Here is a 17,662-nt window from a genome sequence, read left to right as displayed (position 1 = left end):
AGGCCGGCACCTCCTCCCGCCGGCCTTTTTCTTTGCCCGGCGAAAGGGGCGCCGCTGTAGGGAAGTGGCCTTTGCTTTGCAAAAGCCTTGAATTAGAATTCATAAGCCCGTAAGGACGCATCGCCGAACGAAAGAGCGGATCGCGGAGAGTGAACCTTCCACCCCGATCCTGCTACCAACGTTAAGACGTGCCGTTGTAGCTCAGATGGTTAGAGCGCCGGATTGTGGATCCGGAGGTCGCTGGTTCGATCCCAGCCAACGGTACCACTAGCACTCTCCCCATAACCGGTCGAAACTATTGGAGAAGGTTTTTCCAATAGCGGGTCCTTTCCTGATTGCATCGCCTTCGATGCTGCGCCCCTTGCTCTCGCGCACCGCAACTTTCGCGGTGTTCCGGCGCATCAGTAAGTGATGGCTCGACCCGCAAAACCACGCCCCGCTCTTAAACCGTCGGCTGCGGCCCGGGCCTCGCGAACCCGACCCGTCAGCTGTAGAAATCCTGGTACCACTCGACGAACCGCCCCACCCCCTCGGTGACGGAGGTGCGGGGGCGATAGCCGACCGCCGCCTGCAGCGCCGAAGTGTCGGCGAAGGTGTCGGGCACGTCGCCGGCCTGCAGCGGCAGCAGCTCGATCACCGCCTTGCGGCCGAGCGCGTTTTCCAGCGCCTCGACATAGGCGGTCAGCTTCACCGGATTGTTGTTGCCGATGTTGAAGATGCGCCAGGGCGCGCTGCTGGTCGCCGGATCCGGACGGCCGGAATCCCAGGCCGGGTTGGCCGCGGCGGGGCTGTCGCTGGCACGGATCACGCCCTCGGCGATGTCCTCGACATAGGTGAAGTCGCGCGTGTGGTTGCCGTTGTTGAACAGCTTGATCGGCTCACCGGCCAGGATGCTCCTGGTGAACAGGAACAGCGCCATGTCAGGGCGGCCCCAGGGACCGTACACGGTGAAGAAGCGCAGCCCCGTGGTCGGCAGGCCGAACAGGTGGCTGTAGCTGTGCGCCATCAGTTCGTTGGCACGCTTGGTGGCGGCGTAGAACTGCAGTGGATGGTCGGCCGGACGATGCTCGGAAAACGGCATGTCGGTGTTGGCGCCGTAGACGCTCGAGGTGCTGGCATAGGTCAGGTGCCCGACACGGCTGCCGCGGCAGGCCTCGAGCATGTTGGTGTAGGCGATAATGTTGCTCTCGACATAGGCGCGCGGGTTTTCCAGGCTGTAGCGCACGCCGGCCTGGGCGGCGAGATGGATCACCCGGTCGAAGGCATGGTCGGCAAAGCAGCCGTCGACCACGCCCCTGTCGGCGAGATCGCCATGGATGAAATGATAGCCGGCATTGGTCTTGCGGCTCGCCTCGTCCAGGAGCCGCAGCCGCGCCTGCTTGATTTGCGGGTCGTAGTAATCGTTGATGCTGTCGATGCCGACAACCTCGTCACCGCGCTCCAGGAGCCGCCTGGCGACATGATAGCCTATGAAGCCGGCAGCGCCGGTGACCAGTACCTTCATCAGAAGGCATTATAGGTTGCATCGTGAAGCCGGCATCCTGCGGACGCATGATATGTCCAGCCCATGGCTCTCGGGCTGGACTGCCGGCATGCGAACTCCAGGCCTGCTTAGCGGAAAGCCCTGGAAATCTGGTCCGTGAGAGGTTTCAGCATATACGACCAGACATTGCGTTCATCCGTGCGGATGTGAACTTCCGCCGGCATGCCCGGTCTGAGTTGCCTGGCTTCCTTCAAGCACTCCGACTGACTGTCGACCTTGATACGGGCCGAAAAGTACGAAAGCTGGCGTTGCGGATCTTTGATCAGGTCCGCCGAGATGTACTTGACGGAGCCGTTGCAAACAGGGGTAGTCCCGGCATCGAAAGCTGGAAACCGGATCGAAACGCTCTGTCCCGGGTTGACGTCGTCTATGCGGGAAGGAGGGATCAACGCGTCCACGACAAGGTTGTCGGCCTCGGGAACGATCGTCATCAGCAGTTCGCCCGGGGCGACCACGCCGCCGACAGTGTGAACGGACGACTGCTGAACTGTGCCGGATTGCGGAGCGCGGATCTCGGTTTTGGTCAGTTCGTCTTGCGCCACGATCTTGCGTTCGTTGAGTTCGGTGCGCTTGGCTTCAGTCTCGCGCAGTTCACCGGTCACATCGCTTCGCCGTTGCTCGTCGAGCTGCAGAATCTGCAACTCGATCTCGCTGATCTTGGCCTGTGCCTCTGCTACCGCGGCTGCCAGTCGCCCCGACTCGCCCTTGGCTCGCGTCGCATCCAGCCTGACGTTGCTGATCCTCTCTTTGGACACCAGTTTCTTCGAATAGAGGGCATCGACATCCGTAAGGTCAGTGCTCAGCAGCGCCGCTGATTCATCGGCTGCAACCTGCTGGGCCTTCAGGCCATCGATCTGACGCTCGAGTTGCTTTGTTTGGCTCGACAAGAGCGCCTTCTGCCCGGCCAATGCCGAGGCACGGGTTTCGAACAGAGCGCGCTCGCCGCTGACAAGGGCGGCCAGCTCCGGCTTTGGCATCCCGGCCTCAAGGCCGGCTGGAAGCTGCATTTCACGCAAACCGCCGCGTTCGGCCTCCAGTCGCGCAAGCCGCACCGTGGTGCGATCAAGATCTTCGCTGATGATCTGCAGATTGGCCCGTGGCAGCGTGCCGTCCAGCCGGACCAATATGTCACCGGCCCGAACATGGTCGCCGTCTTGCGCAAAGATGCCGCCGATCGTGCCGCCGGTCTGGTGCTGGACCTTCTTGATGTTGCTTTCGACCACCACCGTGGCGGGCGCGATCACGGCGCCGGCTATCTTGGTCAAGCCAAGCCATGCTCCGCCGCCGACCACCAGCAGGCCAGTCACAACGAGCCCCAGCGTCATGCTTGGCCAAAGGGTCCCTGGCGCAAGGATGCTGTCTGGCACCTTGGGCAAGTCGGTTTCGGCGGGCTGATCTCGAGTTCCGAACCGGGCAAGTGTCGGCATGAACGCAAGCACGCGGGGCAAGATGTCACGCATGTCCGGTCACTCCCGAGTGGATGGGCGCGATCGAAGATGGACGTTGCGCGGCAGGCGAGGGCGGCCGCCGCATGCCGGCAAGCACTTCCTCGCGCGAGCCGAAGGTGCGCAGCCTGCCATCCGCCAGGACCATGACCTGATCGATGTTGGTGAGGGCAGATGGCCTGTGTGCAACAACGATCACAATACCTCCACGCTGGCGGACGGCCATGATGGCTCCGGCCAGGGCGGCGTCACCTTCAACGTCGAGATTTGAGTTTGGCTCGTCCAGCACGACCAGGAACGGGTTGCCGTAGAGCGCCCGGGCAAGGCCGATAAGCTGCCTTTGCCCTGCCGACAGCGCTCTTCCTCCCTCGCCGATGCGCGTCTGGAAGCCTGCCGGCAGATGCATGATCATCGAGTGGACGCCCGCGGCTTTCGCCGCGGCGAGCACGCCCTGGGGGTCGCTCTTGCCGCCAAATCTCGAAATATTGTCCGCCACCGTCCCGTCGAACAGTTCAACATCCTGCGGCAGATAGCCAATGTGGGCGCCGAGCCGTTGCGCGTCCCACTGGTCGAGAGAGGCCCCGTCCAGCCGCACCGTGCCGTGCAGAGGGCTCCAAACTCCCACCAGCGCGCGCACCAATGTTGTCTTTCCCGAGCCGCTTGGGCCGATAACGGCCATTCCCGCGCCGCTCGAAAGCTGGAAGCTTACATCGATGAGCGTCGGCCTGGGTGTACCCGGAGGCGCTACCGCCAAACTATCGACCGCCAGGCGAGCCTCTGGCGGCGGCAACTTCATGGATTCGATTGGACTCTCGAACGCACGGAGCGCCGCTTTCAACTGGGAATAGCTCTGCCGGGTGGACAGGAAACCCCGCCAGTTCGCAATCGCCGCATCGACCGGGGCTAGCGCGCGACCCAGCAATATCGACGACGCGATGATCACGCCAGGGGATGCTTCGCCTCCGATGACGAGATACGCGCCGAGCCCTAGCACCGAAGATTGCAGCACCATCCTAAGCGCCTTCGACAGCGAGCTGATTCCACCCACGATGTCGGAGAGCCGCTCCTGATAGGAGAGATAGGCGTGAGTGACTTCGCCCCAGCGCCCCGCCAGCCGTTCGGAGAGGCCCATCGCGTGGACCACCTCGGCATTCCGACGGCCGGAATCAGCAAGCGTGCGCTGTGTCAGGATCGCTTCAGACGCCAGCGCCGCAGGGCGGCGGCTGATGATCTCAGCCACGATGGTCAGCACGACGACGGCGACGGAGCCGAAGGTCGCAAGCACGCCGAGCGACGGATGCAACATGTAGATAATGAGCAGATAAAACGGGATCCACGGCGCGTCGAAAAGAACCGTCGGCCCCGTTCCCGAAAGGAATCCGCGCAATTGATCGAGGTCCCGCAACGGAAGCACCCGGTCCGCTTCTCGACCGGCCCTGAGCGGGAGAAGCAACGAAATTGCGAATGTTCTCTGCTGCAAACTGCAGTAGAATCGACTGGCGATTCGGACCAGTAGACGAAGCCGCACGAAATCGAGCAGACCGTAGGCCGCATAGAGGCCCAGCATTCCGATGGTGAACCCGACCAAGGTCGGGACGCTTTGCGACGGCAGGACGCGATCATAGACCTGCAGCATGTAAACGGATCCGGTCAACGCAAGGATGTTTATCATTGCGGAAAAGAGTCCGATGCCAGCTATTCCAGGCAGGCAGTCTAGTATTGCGGAGCGTAGCGGAGAGGCGCTTTGTGGCTCTTTATTCATAGCTTATTGCTATGACACCACGTTGTCGCGTGTCTTTCTTTGTTCATCCGATGGGTAACCTTTTCTGATTCCACCATATCACATGCGCCCCCCGGACATGATGGCTAGCTAACATATGGCGAACTTTATGCAAAATGAAGCGAAATCGTGGCCGGGAGTCGGGGTGGGGAGAGGGGTGCCTGTGAAAACAGTGGAGAACTGTGCATGCGGTCGTCAGTGGAAAACCCGCAGATTTCGCTGCAAGCCACTGACTTTACAGTAAATTGCACTGACCCATTGATGTGGCCATCCCCACAGCGATCAAAAACTTCGTTCAAAGATGTTGGTATGTGATTTTCATCTAATGTAGCTTTCGGTCTAACCCCCATCCAGGGCGGGGTGTTGCCAAACAAGAAGGAAAACGCATGGCGACTCTCCATTATGCATCAGGCGGTTCGGCTGCCGAAGTTGCGGGCGCCGGATTTAACCTGGCGGACGTTCAGTATCTTTCGCAGGTCAATGAGCTGCCCAGCGGAATGAAGGGGCTTGTCTATCTAAGCGCTCATGACGGGGTGACCTCGTCGTTCATCGAAAAAGTCACGCCCTTCCTCAACAATCCAAAAGTGTTTGGATTTTTCCTGATGGACGAGCCGGATCCTACCGGCAGATGGGGCACCTACGCGAGTGCGGCAAATCTGAAGGCTGAATCCGACTGGATCCATTCCCACTTCCCGGGCGCCAAGACCTTCATCACCATGATGAATATGGGGTCGTCCACCAACCCGGACTTTTCCAACACCTATAATCCCGCCAACACCGGGATCGACTACTATGGACTGGACCCATACCCGGTTCGCACGGGGATAAGCAGCGTCGACTACAACATGATCGACAGAGCCGTGGCAGCGGCCGTGAAATCAGGCATTCCGGCTGACAAGATCGTTCCTGTATATCAGACATTTGGCGGCGGCGGTTGGCAGACGGACACCGGCGGCAAGCATGTCATGCCAACGTCGACCCAAATGCAAACGATGATCGATCACTGGGCAAAGCTGGTTCCGTCCCCAGCCTTCGACTATGCGTATGCCTGGGGTTCTCAGAATGGCGACACCGCCCTGGAGAACTCCCCTGAGTTGCAGGCCGTTTTTCGCCAGCACAACCTCGCCAGCCCTAGTCCTTCGACACCGCCTCCGAGTTCCGAGCCGACAACGCCTACGCCCACCACGCCGACTGTCCCCGATCCCACGCAGTCGACCCATCACATCTTCCATGGCGGCCCTGGCGCGGACGTATTTCATTCGACCAGCGGGGACGACGTTTACTATGTCAACAATGCACATGATAAGGTGATGGAGGCATCAGGCGGCGGCTTCGACAAGGTGGTCGCCTCGGTCAGCTACGCATTGTCTGCTGGTTCGCATGTCGAGCAACTCTCGACCGACAAGACGGGCGGCACACATACGATCAACTTGACGGGCAACGAGTTCGGCCAGGCGATCAATGGCAATTACGGCGCCAACAAGATCGATGGTCGAGGCGGCGCCGATACAATGAAAGGCTATGGCGGCAACGACACCTATTTTGTCGACAATGTGCATGACAAGGTGGTGGAGCAGCCAGGCAACGGCAAGGACGCGGTGTTCGCCTCGGTGAGCTATGCTCTCTCGGCGGGCTCATCCGTCGAGAAACTTGCGACCACGCAGGCTTCGGGAACGGGGCAAATCAACCTGACCGGCAACGAGTTTGCCCAGACGATCCAAGGAAATGCCGGCGCCAACAAGATCAATGGCGGGGGTGGTTCCGATACGCTGACGGGCTTTGGCGGCAAGGACGTCTTCGTGTTCAACACCGCGCTTGGCTCTGGAAATGTCGACAAGATAACCGACTTCAAGGTTTCCCAGGACAAGATCCAACTTGATCACAGCGTATTCACCGGACTCCAGCAGGGCGCCCTTTCGGCCGCGAACTTCCACATCGGCAAAGGTGCGCATGATGGAAGCGACCACGTCATCTATAACAGTTCGACCGGCGCGCTCTCTTTCGACAGTGACGGTATCGGCGGCCATGCTCAGACGCAGTTTGCGACCGTTGCTCCGCATCTCTCAATTGGCGCGAGCTCCTTTTTCGTGGTTTGACGCACGCGGTTGTGCTTCCGGCAGGAGCTAAGCGCTCCTGCCGGTCGGCTTCTCCGCTCGCCGTCGAGTTGAGCGCGCACGCCGCTTTTTGGGCTAAAAACGGCTGCCGTCCGAGGCATTGCGGGAACATTCTGCCTTGATCGTGGTTTGGTGCCATCGCGCAGGGGATGGATGACGTGCCAAGCTACGAAGTCGAGGAGATTTTCGCCGGCCAAGTCGTGGTGACCCACAAGGTAGTCGCACCAACTCCGTTTCGAGCAGCCAAGCTCGCGACAAACCGGGAAATCACGCTTCGTGCTTCCGAGGTCCGCTGGATCCGGGTATTCGAGCAGGACGGCCGCCGCCGAGCCTATGAATATACGTTCTCGGATCGACCTCAACCCACCCCAACGAGCAATCTTGATAGTCCGATCACCCGTTCGCGATGAATGCGCATTCGCGCGGCTGATCCCATAGCGCACGGCGTCTCGATCCAAACAGTCCAGCCCGCGGTCTGATCCTTGCGCCGTTGGCACGCAAGCATGGTTCTAGTTGCGTCATTCGAACGGACGAGGACAACGGCCAGCCCTGCCCGTAGCCTGAATTGCTGGTGTAAATCGCAACGAAATCGGGCCATGGGAAACGATCCAAGTTCGAGCCGCTTATGGGAGCCGAAGGCCCGCTGGATTTCGGGAGCGGCACGATGAACCCACACCTGGTTTGCATCGGCGGCGAGGATCACGCCCTGAGGATCTCGTTTCTGATGGAACTCCGCGAGCGGGGTTTTCGGGTCACCGCAGTCTCGACGGGCGATGAAGCTCTGTTTTTACGGCACGGCATTCCGCACCGCCGCTACGAGTTCAATCGCTTTGCCAATGGCAGCGGCAAAGCCGGGACGATCAGGACATTGCGAAGGTTGTTGCGGGAACTCCGCCCCGACATTGTCCAAAGCTTCGATACGAAACCCAATTTGCTAACCCCGCTGGCGGTGCGGGGAGAAGTCCCGGTCGTCCGCACAATCAACGGCTTGGGCTGGACCTTCTCATCGCTGGAGCCGCGAGCCTTGGCCATGCGGCCCGCCTTCTGCGGTCTGCAGTGGGTTGCTTCCTTCTGGACTGCTGCCACGGTTTTCCAAAATCGCGACGACCAAGCCTTTTTTGAGCGCTATCGGCTGATCCCACGCGGCAGCGGACGCCTTATTCAGGGGTCGGGCATCGACGTCAATGCATTCGCGGTGGCAAGACGTCTTGCCTCATCACCAGCGGCAATGCGGCGGGAATTCGGACTGGAATCGGCCGAGATCGTCATTTTTGTCGGCCGGCTCACCCGCCTTAAGGGCATTCCGACCCTTCTCGAGGCGATTCCGCACATTCTCTCCAAAAGACCTCATGCGCGTTTCGTGCTCGTTGGCCCACGGGAATCGGAAGGACCATTCGCCGTCGAAAAGTCCGAAATCCAACGATTTGCTTCTCATGTAACCGTGCTGGGCAAACGGCATGATGTCCCCAGTCTGCTTGGCATGGCTGATTTGTTCGCCTTCCCAACGCAATATCGCGAGGGCGTTCCGCGCGTCTTGCTGGAAGCCGGACTCGCTGGATTGCCGATAGTCGCATCGCGAATGCCCGGTTGCAGCGACGTCGTCGAAGATGGGTGGAACGGTTATCTGGTCACGCCGCGCGATGCTCGCGCCCTTGCGGACCGGATAGTCGACATACTGTCGGACCGCACCTTGGGAGCGGCCATGGGGCAGCGCTCCGCCTCGCTTGTCAGGGAGCGTTTTGCCCTGCCGGGCATCGTCGACCAGTACTGCGATGTCTATAAGAGCAATCTCAGGACCAAATCTCGCGGCTTGCTTGCTCCATCGCCTCTGGAGAGCGGCATTGCGAACCGCCGGTTGGACGGGGCGCGGCAATGATGCGCGACGCGTTGCTTGCCGGCGGTGTCATCCTGTCAGCCGCGTCGCAGCTCTCCGTCCCCGGCATGCCATTCGGCTATGGCGAACTGCTCCTGGCGCTTTGGATCATGCTGTCGGCCGGACGAATGTTGGTCGGCGGGCGCGTCGAAGCGACACCAGCCTTCGCGCAACTCGCGACTTTTTGGCTGCTCCTTTCTCTCGCATTGGGGATCGGCACGATCGTCGGCTACTTGACCACCCTGCTTTACCCGACAGGGTTGTTGCACGACACAATGGCCTACGTGCTGTTGGCCAGCATCACTTGCCTGGCGAGTGTTGAGCCGGACGCGGGGCGTCGTCTTCGACGCAGCGGTTGGTGGGCGATCGCGTTCGCCGACGCGATATTTGCCATCCAACTCGCCATCGCGTGGGGTTGGCTCCATCAGCCCGGCGTCGATCCCTGGTATTGGGACCGCTTCCGCGGCTGGTCTGAAAACCCGAACCAGCTCGCGCTCTATTGCGCGCTTCTTGGTCCGCTGGCGCTGCACCTTGCAACCACTACTCGCAACCGGTGGGGTCAGGCCCTTGCGCTCTCAAGCCTCGTGTTCATCTTTTTTGTCGGCCGCCTGACCAGGAGCGATGCCTATCTCTACACCACGATTGTAAGCGGCGTCGCCTTCCTCGGGTTACGGTTGAAGGCATGGTTGGCATCCGATGGCAATCGAACCAGCCTGCCCAGGCAGATCGCACTTCTGCTGATGGTCGGCGCTGTCCCCCTGGTGATAGCGATGACCCCCTATCTTCTTAGCGAGGAAAGCTTTGCGGCGAATTTTGCCAAGAGCCTCACCAAGGACGGAGGCGGCGAGGCCACGGCTGAAACATTCGAACTTCGGGTTTATCTGTGGGATGAGGCGCTTCAGAAGGGGCTGCAATCGGCATCGCTCGGCCTCGGTCCTGGCCCCCACCTGGAGCGCCCGCCGACGGCCGACATGCAATTTCTGGAGCGGCCGTTCGAAGCGCACAATACGGTTCTCGACCTCTATCTGCAGGGCGGGCTGGTCGCGGTCATCGCCTTGCTGTGGATCGTTGGATTGGCGGCCATGTCCGCCTGGCGCGCTCGCTACGACGCGCTTTTGGTGCTCGTGGCGTCCGCAGCCGTGTTCAGCATACCGCACCTCATCATTCGTCATCCGATCGTGTGGTTTGCATTGACCTTCTGCCTCGTCGCGGGAACGCCAAGCGTTTTCCGGCGCGAGCTTGAGCCTTCAGAGGTGATGTGATGTGCGGGATAGCCGGGATACTTCTCGCGTCCAATGCTGCCGACCCCAAGTCGCTCGATCAGATCGGGCAAATGATGATGGCGCTTCGTCACCGCGGTCCGGATGGCGAAGGACTCTGGACGGATCGCGAAGCAGGCATTGCCTTAGGCCACAGGCGGCTGGCGATCGTCGATCTGTCGGAAACGGGGCAACAGCCCATGCTGTCCACAAGCGGTCGGTATGCGATCACCTTCAACGGCGAGATATATAATTTCCGTGACCTGCGTCTCGAGCTTGAAGGCGTCGGTCACCATTTCCGCGGCACCAGCGACACCGAAGTCATGTTGTGTGCGATCGAGAGCTGGGGCCTCGAGGCCGCACTCCAGCGTTTTGCTGGCATGTTCGCGTTCGCCTTGTGGGACCTGAAGACGAGGACCCTCCATCTCGCCCGGGATCGATTGGGCAAAAAGCCCCTCTACGTCGCTTCAGCCAGGCATGCGCTGGTCTTTGCTTCCGAACTGAAAGCAATCAGCCGCTTTTCGGGCTACTCTCCGGAGATCGATCTGGATGCCGCCACCGCAATGCTTTCCAAGGGGTGGGTCCCGGATCAGAGTTGCATCTGGCAAGGTGTCTTCAAGCTGCCACCCGGCTCGGTCCTGACCCTCACGGCCGCGACTGTGGCGGAGGGGCGCGGCGGCGCATCCCTTTCGCAGGGCGCAAGTCGCTGGTGGTCGCTGGCCGAAGTCGCCAAGAACGGGCGAGAACACCAGATCGCCGGCAGTGACGACGATTTGACCAATGAACTGGATGATCTGCTCCGGCTTGCCGTTCGCGAGCGCATGATCGCCGACGTTCCGTTGGGCGGTTTCCTGTCGGGAGGCGTCGACAGCTCTACCGTTGCAGCCTTGATGCAGGCTCAATCTCCAAATCCCGTGCGCACTTTCACCATCGCCTTCGCGGAGAGCGGCTTTGACGAGGCCCCTTACGCCGCCGAGGTAGCGCGCCATCTGGGCACCGACCACACGGAATTACACCTTTCGGCCGCCGCCGCGCGTGACGTGATCCCCGAACTGCCAACGGTGTGGGATGAGCCATTCGCCGACGAATCGCAGATACCGACTCTGCTGGTGGCGCGGCTGGCCCGCCAGCACGTGACCGTGGCGCTGTCGGGGGACGGCGGAGACGAGTGCTTTGCAGGCTATGGCCGCCACTTCATGGCGGACCGGCTGAAACGGTACCAAGGTCTACCCGCAAGTGCACGACGAACGGTGGCGGCCGGCGCAGGGATGCTGTCCAGGGCGGCTCGTCACGATTTCATTGGCAACCTGCCACTTCCGTCGCATGTGCGGCATGCGCTGCGCAGCGATCGGCTCACTCGCTTCGCCTGGCTTCTCGCCGCGAAGGATGAAGACGAGCTGCAGAGGCGGCTGACGGGATCATCGGCCGAAAACCTCACCCGGCACGAGACTCCTGCATCCATAGTCTCCGCACCGCGGCTCGACGGGCTGTTGTCTCGCCTCCTGTACGACGACATGTCCGGTTACCTCGCTGGTGACATTCTCGTCAAACTGGATCGAGCCAGCATGGCCAACAGCCTCGAGGCGCGTTGTCCCCTGCTGGACCACCGCGCCGTCGAATTCGCTTGGCGCCTTCCGGCTGCCATGAAGGTTCGCAACGGCAGAGGCAAGTGGATCCTTCGAAATGTGCTGCGTCGTTATCTTCCGCAACGGCTGATCGACCGGCCGAAGCAGGGCTTCGACGTGCCGATCGCGGCTTGGCTGCGGGGCCCGTTGCGCAGCTGGGCCACCGATATTCTGTCCGATGTTCGCAACCAGGGCGAAGGCTTGCTGGACAGCACAAAGGTGGACGCCTGCTGGCGCGATCACGTTGCAGGACAGGACCGCTCCCGTGAACTGTGGTCGGTGCTGATGTTTCAAGCCTGGTGCAACGAGGCCAAGCGGCAGGCGTCGGCATCGAACTCATCCCGTGAACTCGATCTGGCAGGAGTATGAAATGGCGGGTTCCGCAGTCAGCCGAATTGAATTGCCACGAGCCACCCCGGTGGCTGCCCCGGCTCCTGAAAGCAGGGCCCGCGTACGGCCTCCCAGAAGCGCCCCGAATTCAGCAACCCCGTCTCGCCAACTGCTGGTGACATTGGCGAGCAGGAAATGGATCATTCTGCTCTTCGCGGTTGTCGGCGGCATCTTGGCGGCCTTGGCGGGAATAACCCGCCCTACCATGTACGAAGCCACCAGCCAGCTTATCATAGACGCTCCTGCCAGGGCGGCCCTTCCCGCCAGCCCGGGCTCAGCGCAGGACATGATCGATTCAAGCATTGACGACCACATCACGATGCTCTCGTCGGAGAGTCACCTTCGTCGAGTCGCCGCAGCGCTGCGTCAACCGAGCCCGGCCAACGCGACCGCACAACCGCAAGCCGGGAAGGGAAGCTCCAGCCAGGGGCCAACGCCCGCCGATCCGCCGACATCGCACTCTTTCGCTGGCGATCTGCTGAAGCGCCTTTGGCCGCGGGATGTTGTATCCACCAATGCGCCGCAAGCAGCAGAGGCCGCCGAGATGAAAGCGCTGCGCAAAGGGGTAAGGGTCGGACAGGAGCTCCGGTCCCGGGTCATTTCCGTCGGCTTCTCGGACGATGACCCGGCGCGCGCGGCGCTGGTGGCCAACACATTCACCAAGATCTATGTCGACGACCTCGCGCAGAAAAGTCAGGCGTCGAACATGCAGGAACTTGACGCCGTCGTCGCCAGTTTGCCCAAACTGCAGAATGAACTGGTGGATGCGTCCAATCGGCTCGAGGAGTATCGGCTGAGCCATGGCGCGGTCGATCAAGGCTCGGCTGACAAGGTGGCCGGGGAGAGGGCGGATCTCAGCCAACAGATATCGATGTCCAAAGCGGATCTGGCGGCGCTGGAGTCCCGGCTCCAGCGTATCCAGGAGCTTCGAAAGCAGGGCGCGCCGGCCGCGACCCTGGCCGAGGCCGCCGGCACGCAGGAGTTGGCCGACCTTTCGGCTCGCGTGGCCAGGGCGCCAGCGGACAAGGATCTGGCCAATGCCTTTTCCGTCGCGATCGAAAAGGTAATCGCTGATATCGTCGCTGAAGCGGACATCTATCGTGCCCAGGTCGAGGCTCTGGGAAATCGAATGCGTGTGCTCGATGCGGTCGCGGCCGACACGGCCAGCCGGCTCGCCGGTTTGCGGGCGCTCGAACCTCAAGTCAGCCTCCTGACGCAACGCTACAACGAACTTCTCGGCCGCCAGCAGGACCTGAAGCGGCGCATCGGAGCTCCGTCCGCCGGGGTCTCGGTCCTTTCCGTTGCATGGCCGCCGACAATTCCGCAGACATTGCCGCCGGTTTTTTTGGTTCCACCGGGAATGATTGCGTTCGGCCTCCTTGGCGCCGTTTTGGTCCTCATGCGAAATCGCTTCGATCGCACCTTGCGCGGTGAAGCGGAGGCGGAAGCCGTGCTCAGGATACCGTGCGTGGGGCTCGTGCCCGAACCGGGCAGGATGCACGCCAAACAGTTGCGTGACTTGGTTTTGGGCCAGCCCAAGTCGGCCTACAGCCGTGCGGTGACGTCGCTGCTGGTCGCGGCCGCGCCAAATCAGGCAAGGGGTCGTGCTCCGCACACGATCCTGCTCACGCCAAGCGTCCGGGCTGACGGAGCGACCGAGCTTGCGTGGGGCCTGGCCTTGGCGGCCACCCGACTGGGCAATCGTGTTCTTCTGGTGGATCTCCAGCGGGCGGGCTCCCAACTTACGCCCGAGTTTCTGCGCCAGTTCAACGGACCCAAGGCTCGTCATTCCTTCGCGGATTACATCAGCAGTCGTTGTACCTTGGATGACGCGGTCGCCAGCATTCCCGAAATTGGCATCGACCTGACGACCATGGCACCTGCAGAAGATCTTTTGGCTCTCCTGGCGCGTGTCGACACCGCCAAGTGCAGGGAAGATTTGCACTCGGCGTACAGCCTCGTCATCATAAACGGGCCATCGGGGCTGGCTGGGCCAGAAGCCATGTTCCTCAAGAGCTGGGCGGACGCGGTTCTCGTTACCGTTCGCTGGGCAAGAACCTCGCGGCATGTCGCGCGCGGGGTGGTGGAGCAGCTCCTGAGCGACGGAACGCTCTCGGTTCCGGTGGCGAGCGTCCTTACCCGGGTGAACCTCACCCGGTACGGCAGGTATCGGTTTGGCGACAGTGCCGATCTTTTGCGCGAGAGGATCTCATGAATTCGACCGGCACCGGCCGTAAGCAAGGCTCGCCATGATCCGACTTCCGCAAAGCCCGATCGGCAAGGTCCTTCGAGCGGCCGGTGGCGTGTCGGCCATGGCGATTGCCGGTCAGCTCATTCTTGTCGCGACCATTCCGGTGTTGGCCAGGCTCTATTCTCCTGCTGATTTCGGCTTGTTCACGATCTATCTTTCGACCGTGAACATAGTGGGGGCGGTCGCGGCACTGCGCTTTGAGGCTTCGCTGTACGGCGTCAAGAGCGACGCGCAGGCATACGTCACGGTTAAGCTCATTCTTTTGGCCGTGTCGGCAACCGGCGTTCTTGCCTTGACGGCGGGGGTTATGTTGTCGAGCACCGTTCCGGTCCGCGCTGTTGACCTTGTGTGGCTGGTTCCGATCGGCATGGCAGGCGCAGGTCTTGTGGAGACCATGAATTGCTGGAGCCTGCGTGCCGGCCTGCTGCGCGACTTCGCGCTCGGCCGCTTGATCTTGCCCGCGACGATGGCGTTGTTGCAGCTGATGTTCGGCATCGTCCATCTCGGAGGAGAGGCGATGGTGCACGCTCACATTCTCAGCCAATTCATCTTCATTGGGTTCCTTGGCGTTCGGATTTTCCGCTGGGAGGACGTGTGCGGTATTGCCCGCGCGCCGTGGCAAACGGTCTTTGAAAAGGCCAGGCGCGAATACAAATTTCCACTGTTCGACATCCCGGCAACGGTCGCAAGTTTCGCCATCAACAACCTTCCGGCGATACTCGTCGGCTCGATGTTCGGGACCGCCTATGCTGGCTATCTGGGCGTCGCGTCGCGGCTCGTCACCGGCCCCGTCACCCTCATTGCCACGCCGCTCAGCAATGTCTTCGTCGCCGAAGCCAATAAGGGCGGCGGCCGCAGGCATCTGCTCGGCCTCGCACGAGGCCTGCTGATCCTTGCCGGCGGGCTCACTTCACTGCCCATTCTGGCTCTTGGCCTCGCCGCACCGCAGCTCGTCGTACCCCTATTGGGACGGCCATGGCTGCCCGCCGCCGAAATCATGACGGCGCTGGCTTTCATGGGCGCGGTGCAAGCTTTGTCGACGCCGCTTCAGGATGTGCCGGCTCTCCTGCGACGGCAGGAGGTGCGCCTGGTCGTCGATGCCGTAAGGACGGTGCTCGTGTTTGGTCCGCTTCTAGCCGGCGCCAGAGCTGGCTGGGAACCTCTCACTGTCATTTATCTCATGGCTGCCGGCGGCGCCGGGGGCTTCTTCATCAAGACGGCAGCCTCTCTCTATCTGTTGAAGCAAAGTGTTCAACCGGACGAGACGTCGCCTCGCAGCCGGTGCATCGCCTTGGAGGAAAGATAACATGACGCAGATGGACAGTCGCGACGCCCTTCCTTCCGCAGCCTTGCCAACAGGGGTCGGACCTTCGCAAGATGAGGGGTCGGCGGAGTTGGTGACACTGCGGCCGTTCATTTCAGTGGCCATCCCGACCTTTCGCAGGCCAGATACCATTCGAAGGACAATCGACAGCATCCTCCAGCAGGATTTTGCGAATTGGGAACTGGTGGTTAGCGACGACGAGGGGCAAGGAGGGCTGTCCTGGAGGATCGTCGACGACTATGCGCGTGCCGACGGTCGCATCCGGATTGTCGAGAACGGCAGGGGGCGAGGCCAGGTCGAGAATACCAACAATGCCATGCTGGCTTGCACCGGCACCTGGATCAAGTTGCTGCATGACGACGACTGGCTCGCGCCCGGCGCGCTCAAGCGATTTGCCGAGGTGTCCAAGGAGCATCCCTCGGCCGCATTCATGACCTGTGCAGCCAATATCGTGGAAGACGGCAGGATCATGCTCCGCTCGACGCCATCGGAGCAAAACCGCGTTTCAGTCTATTCGAGCCAGCAATGCCTCAGGGATCTTTACCTTGTCCGGACGACGAGGAGCCTCGGCATCATTCCCTCGACACTGTTGATCAACAGCAAGGTTCTTCAGGCTGGATGCCGAATGCGTGCACACAAATCGATCCCCGCCGGCGTCGACCAACTGTTCTTCGTGGACCTGGCCGGTCACGGAGACATGGTTGCGATTAATGAGGGTCTGATTTTTTACGACGCGACCAACCATCCGAGCATCACCACATCGAAGAGCTACACGGAAGTGGACGAAGTTACGCTTGCGGTTAAGCAGCTTAATTGGCAGCTGCTCGAAAACAGAAGGAATCTTCCTGACCCTGAGAGCCTCTTGCGAGCATTGCGGGTTGCACGCGTACCCGCCAGATTTCATCACCAGTCCTTGCCCGTGACTATCCGCGACACGCTGCAAATTCTTCGCCCATCAGTGATGAAGATCGCAAGCCAGTACCTCGTGGAATACCTGTTCAGGATCCGCCCGGTCCTAGGGCCATGGTATACCCGAAGACAGTGATGGAGCTGACCCGTTCAAGGCCGCGCACGGGACGCGGCACGCGCCGAACCGATTTATGGGGCACGGATTCACGACGGCCGCCCCTGCGGTGGCCACAAGGCTGGACACGATCATCCCCGGATGTTCAGGGAACTAGGGCAACACCGAGACGCGTGCGAGAAGGGTGACCAATTCTGCCTGACGCCTGGTTTCAGTTTTGGCGAACAGTGATGCGAGCTGGGTTCGGATGGTCGTCCGGCTGAGCGCACAGCTTTCAGCGATTTCCAACGGGGTGTAGCCCTTTGCCAACCGCACCGCCAGATGTGTCTCGGCTCCGGTCAAACCGAACATTCGCTGCAGGGTTTGAGGGTTGGGCGCCGATTTCGTCTCTCGGTCCAACAGGGCGACGACGATCGTGTTGTCGGCTGCGAAGAGGCCGCGCTCGTTGATGACAACGGGGCGATCTCCGCTGCTGCGGATCACAATCCATGCAAACGATCCGGGGTTGAGGTGGCACGGCACGTTCGCGATCAGGCTTCTGAGCGCTCCCGAAAGGCCGTCGGCGTTGTTGACCTGGCTGCCATAACCGCTGAGAATGACGCGCGCGGTGGCGTTCCACTTGAGGACTTTCCTGGTTTCGCTGAGCACGAGACATCCGTAGCCAAGGCGATCAAGCATACCCGGGAAAGAATGCAGCGGCGGTTGGTCACCTTCGGTGGCGGCAGCAGGCCTTTCAACCTGCCGGTCGGAGCTTTGGGCATGGCGCAAGGGAGACGGCCTGCTGCCAGGCCCCATGGCCGCCATCGCACGTTGCACTTGGAAAACAGTACTTCTCGGCCGTTCGACCAGGTTCATTGTCGTCACCACTTTCCGGTTTCGCTGTCAGATCGGCGCCAGCGCATGGGCTAAGTGTTGGAACTTTCTTCTGATGATTCTGATAGGCTGACATTTCGGCGCGCGAAAGCGAGCAGCAGCACTAGGTCCGATAACCAAAGGCTCTAAGCCGCATTGGCTAAGCCAAAAGTTGTAGGTAG

12 protein-coding genes and 1 tRNA gene are annotated in these 17,662 nt (G+C 61.1%); 9 read left to right on the top strand and 4 right to left on the bottom strand.

Annotated features, from left to right (window positions below):
- Positions 1–190 precede the first annotated feature (190 nt).
- Positions 191–267 (top strand) — tRNA-His (locus tag LB555_RS14805).
- Between the two features lie 217 nt (positions 268–484).
- Here LB555_RS14805 and LB555_RS14800 read toward each other — a convergent pair.
- The 3 genes from LB555_RS14800 to LB555_RS14790 all read right to left on the bottom strand — a co-directional run bounded on the left by LB555_RS14800 (position 485) and on the right by LB555_RS14790 (position 4,750).
- The gene (locus LB555_RS14800) at positions 485–1,504 is read right to left on the bottom strand and encodes an NAD-dependent epimerase (protein WP_015316379.1); all 1,020 of its coding nucleotides are present in this window, start codon (positions 1,502–1,504) and stop codon (positions 485–487) included.
- Positions 1,505–1,611: 107 nt separating this feature from the next.
- Positions 1,612–3,003, bottom strand: a complete 1,392-nt coding sequence (locus tag LB555_RS14795; protein ID WP_015316380.1) for an HlyD family type I secretion periplasmic adaptor subunit — start codon at positions 3,001–3,003, stop codon at positions 1,612–1,614.
- The gene (locus LB555_RS14790) at positions 2,996–4,750 is read right to left on the bottom strand and encodes a type I secretion system permease/ATPase (protein WP_224683150.1); all 1,755 of its coding nucleotides are present in this window, start codon (positions 4,748–4,750) and stop codon (positions 2,996–2,998) included. Before LB555_RS14790 ends, LB555_RS14795 begins: the two co-directional genes overlap by 8 nt.
- Before the next feature lie 404 nt (positions 4,751–5,154).
- On the opposite strand from LB555_RS14790, the gene LB555_RS14785 reads away from it, so the two are divergent.
- From LB555_RS14785 to LB555_RS14750, 8 genes are all read left to right on the top strand, one after another.
- Positions 5,155–6,864: a calcium-binding protein gene (locus LB555_RS14785; protein WP_224683149.1), complete on the top strand. Its 1,710-nt coding sequence runs from the start codon at positions 5,155–5,157 to the stop codon at positions 6,862–6,864.
- A 176-nt stretch (positions 6,865–7,040) separates the two neighbouring features.
- Positions 7,041–7,292 (top strand): hypothetical protein, encoded by a 252-nt coding sequence (locus LB555_RS14780; RefSeq protein WP_140660803.1) that lies wholly within the window; start codon positions 7,041–7,043, stop codon positions 7,290–7,292.
- Positions 7,293–7,546: 254 nt separating this feature from the next.
- A complete protein-coding gene (locus LB555_RS14775; protein WP_041163711.1) occupies positions 7,547–8,758 on the top strand; it encodes a glycosyltransferase in 1,212 nt (403 codons plus the stop codon).
- A complete protein-coding gene (locus LB555_RS14770) occupies positions 8,755–10,017 on the top strand; it encodes an O-antigen ligase family protein (protein ID WP_140725775.1) in 1,263 nt (420 codons plus the stop codon). Before LB555_RS14775 ends, LB555_RS14770 begins: the two co-directional genes overlap by 4 nt.
- Entirely contained in the window at positions 10,017–12,008 is a 1,992-nt protein-coding gene (gene asnB, locus LB555_RS14765) for an asparagine synthase (glutamine-hydrolyzing) (protein WP_224683148.1), read from the top strand. The genes LB555_RS14770 and asnB overlap by 1 nt, the downstream gene beginning before the upstream one ends.
- Before the next feature lies 1 nt (position 12,009).
- Positions 12,010–14,244: a GumC family protein gene (locus LB555_RS14760; RefSeq protein ID WP_015316386.1), complete on the top strand. Its 2,235-nt coding sequence runs from the start codon at positions 12,010–12,012 to the stop codon at positions 14,242–14,244.
- A gap of 34 nt (positions 14,245–14,278) precedes the next feature.
- A complete protein-coding gene (locus LB555_RS14755) occupies positions 14,279–15,586 on the top strand; it encodes a lipopolysaccharide biosynthesis protein (protein ID WP_224683146.1) in 1,308 nt (435 codons plus the stop codon).
- A gap of 1 nt (position 15,587) precedes the next feature.
- Positions 15,588–16,649, top strand: coding sequence for a glycosyltransferase family 2 protein (locus LB555_RS14750; RefSeq protein WP_015316388.1), 1,062 nt, complete (start codon positions 15,588–15,590; stop codon positions 16,647–16,649).
- Positions 16,650–16,781: 132 nt separating this feature from the next.
- On the opposite strand, the gene LB555_RS14745 is transcribed toward LB555_RS14750, so the two are convergent.
- On the bottom strand, positions 16,782–17,483 hold the full coding sequence (locus LB555_RS14745; protein WP_224586269.1) for a helix-turn-helix transcriptional regulator: 702 nt from the start codon (positions 17,481–17,483) through the stop codon (positions 16,782–16,784).
- Positions 17,484–17,662 lie beyond the last annotated feature (179 nt).

The organism is Mesorhizobium sp. BR-1-1-10 (assembly GCF_020165595.1).
GTDB classification, from domain to species: domain Bacteria; phylum Pseudomonadota; class Alphaproteobacteria; order Rhizobiales; family Rhizobiaceae; genus Mesorhizobium; species Mesorhizobium australicum.
This window is presented reverse-complemented; position numbering and strand designations above follow the sequence as displayed.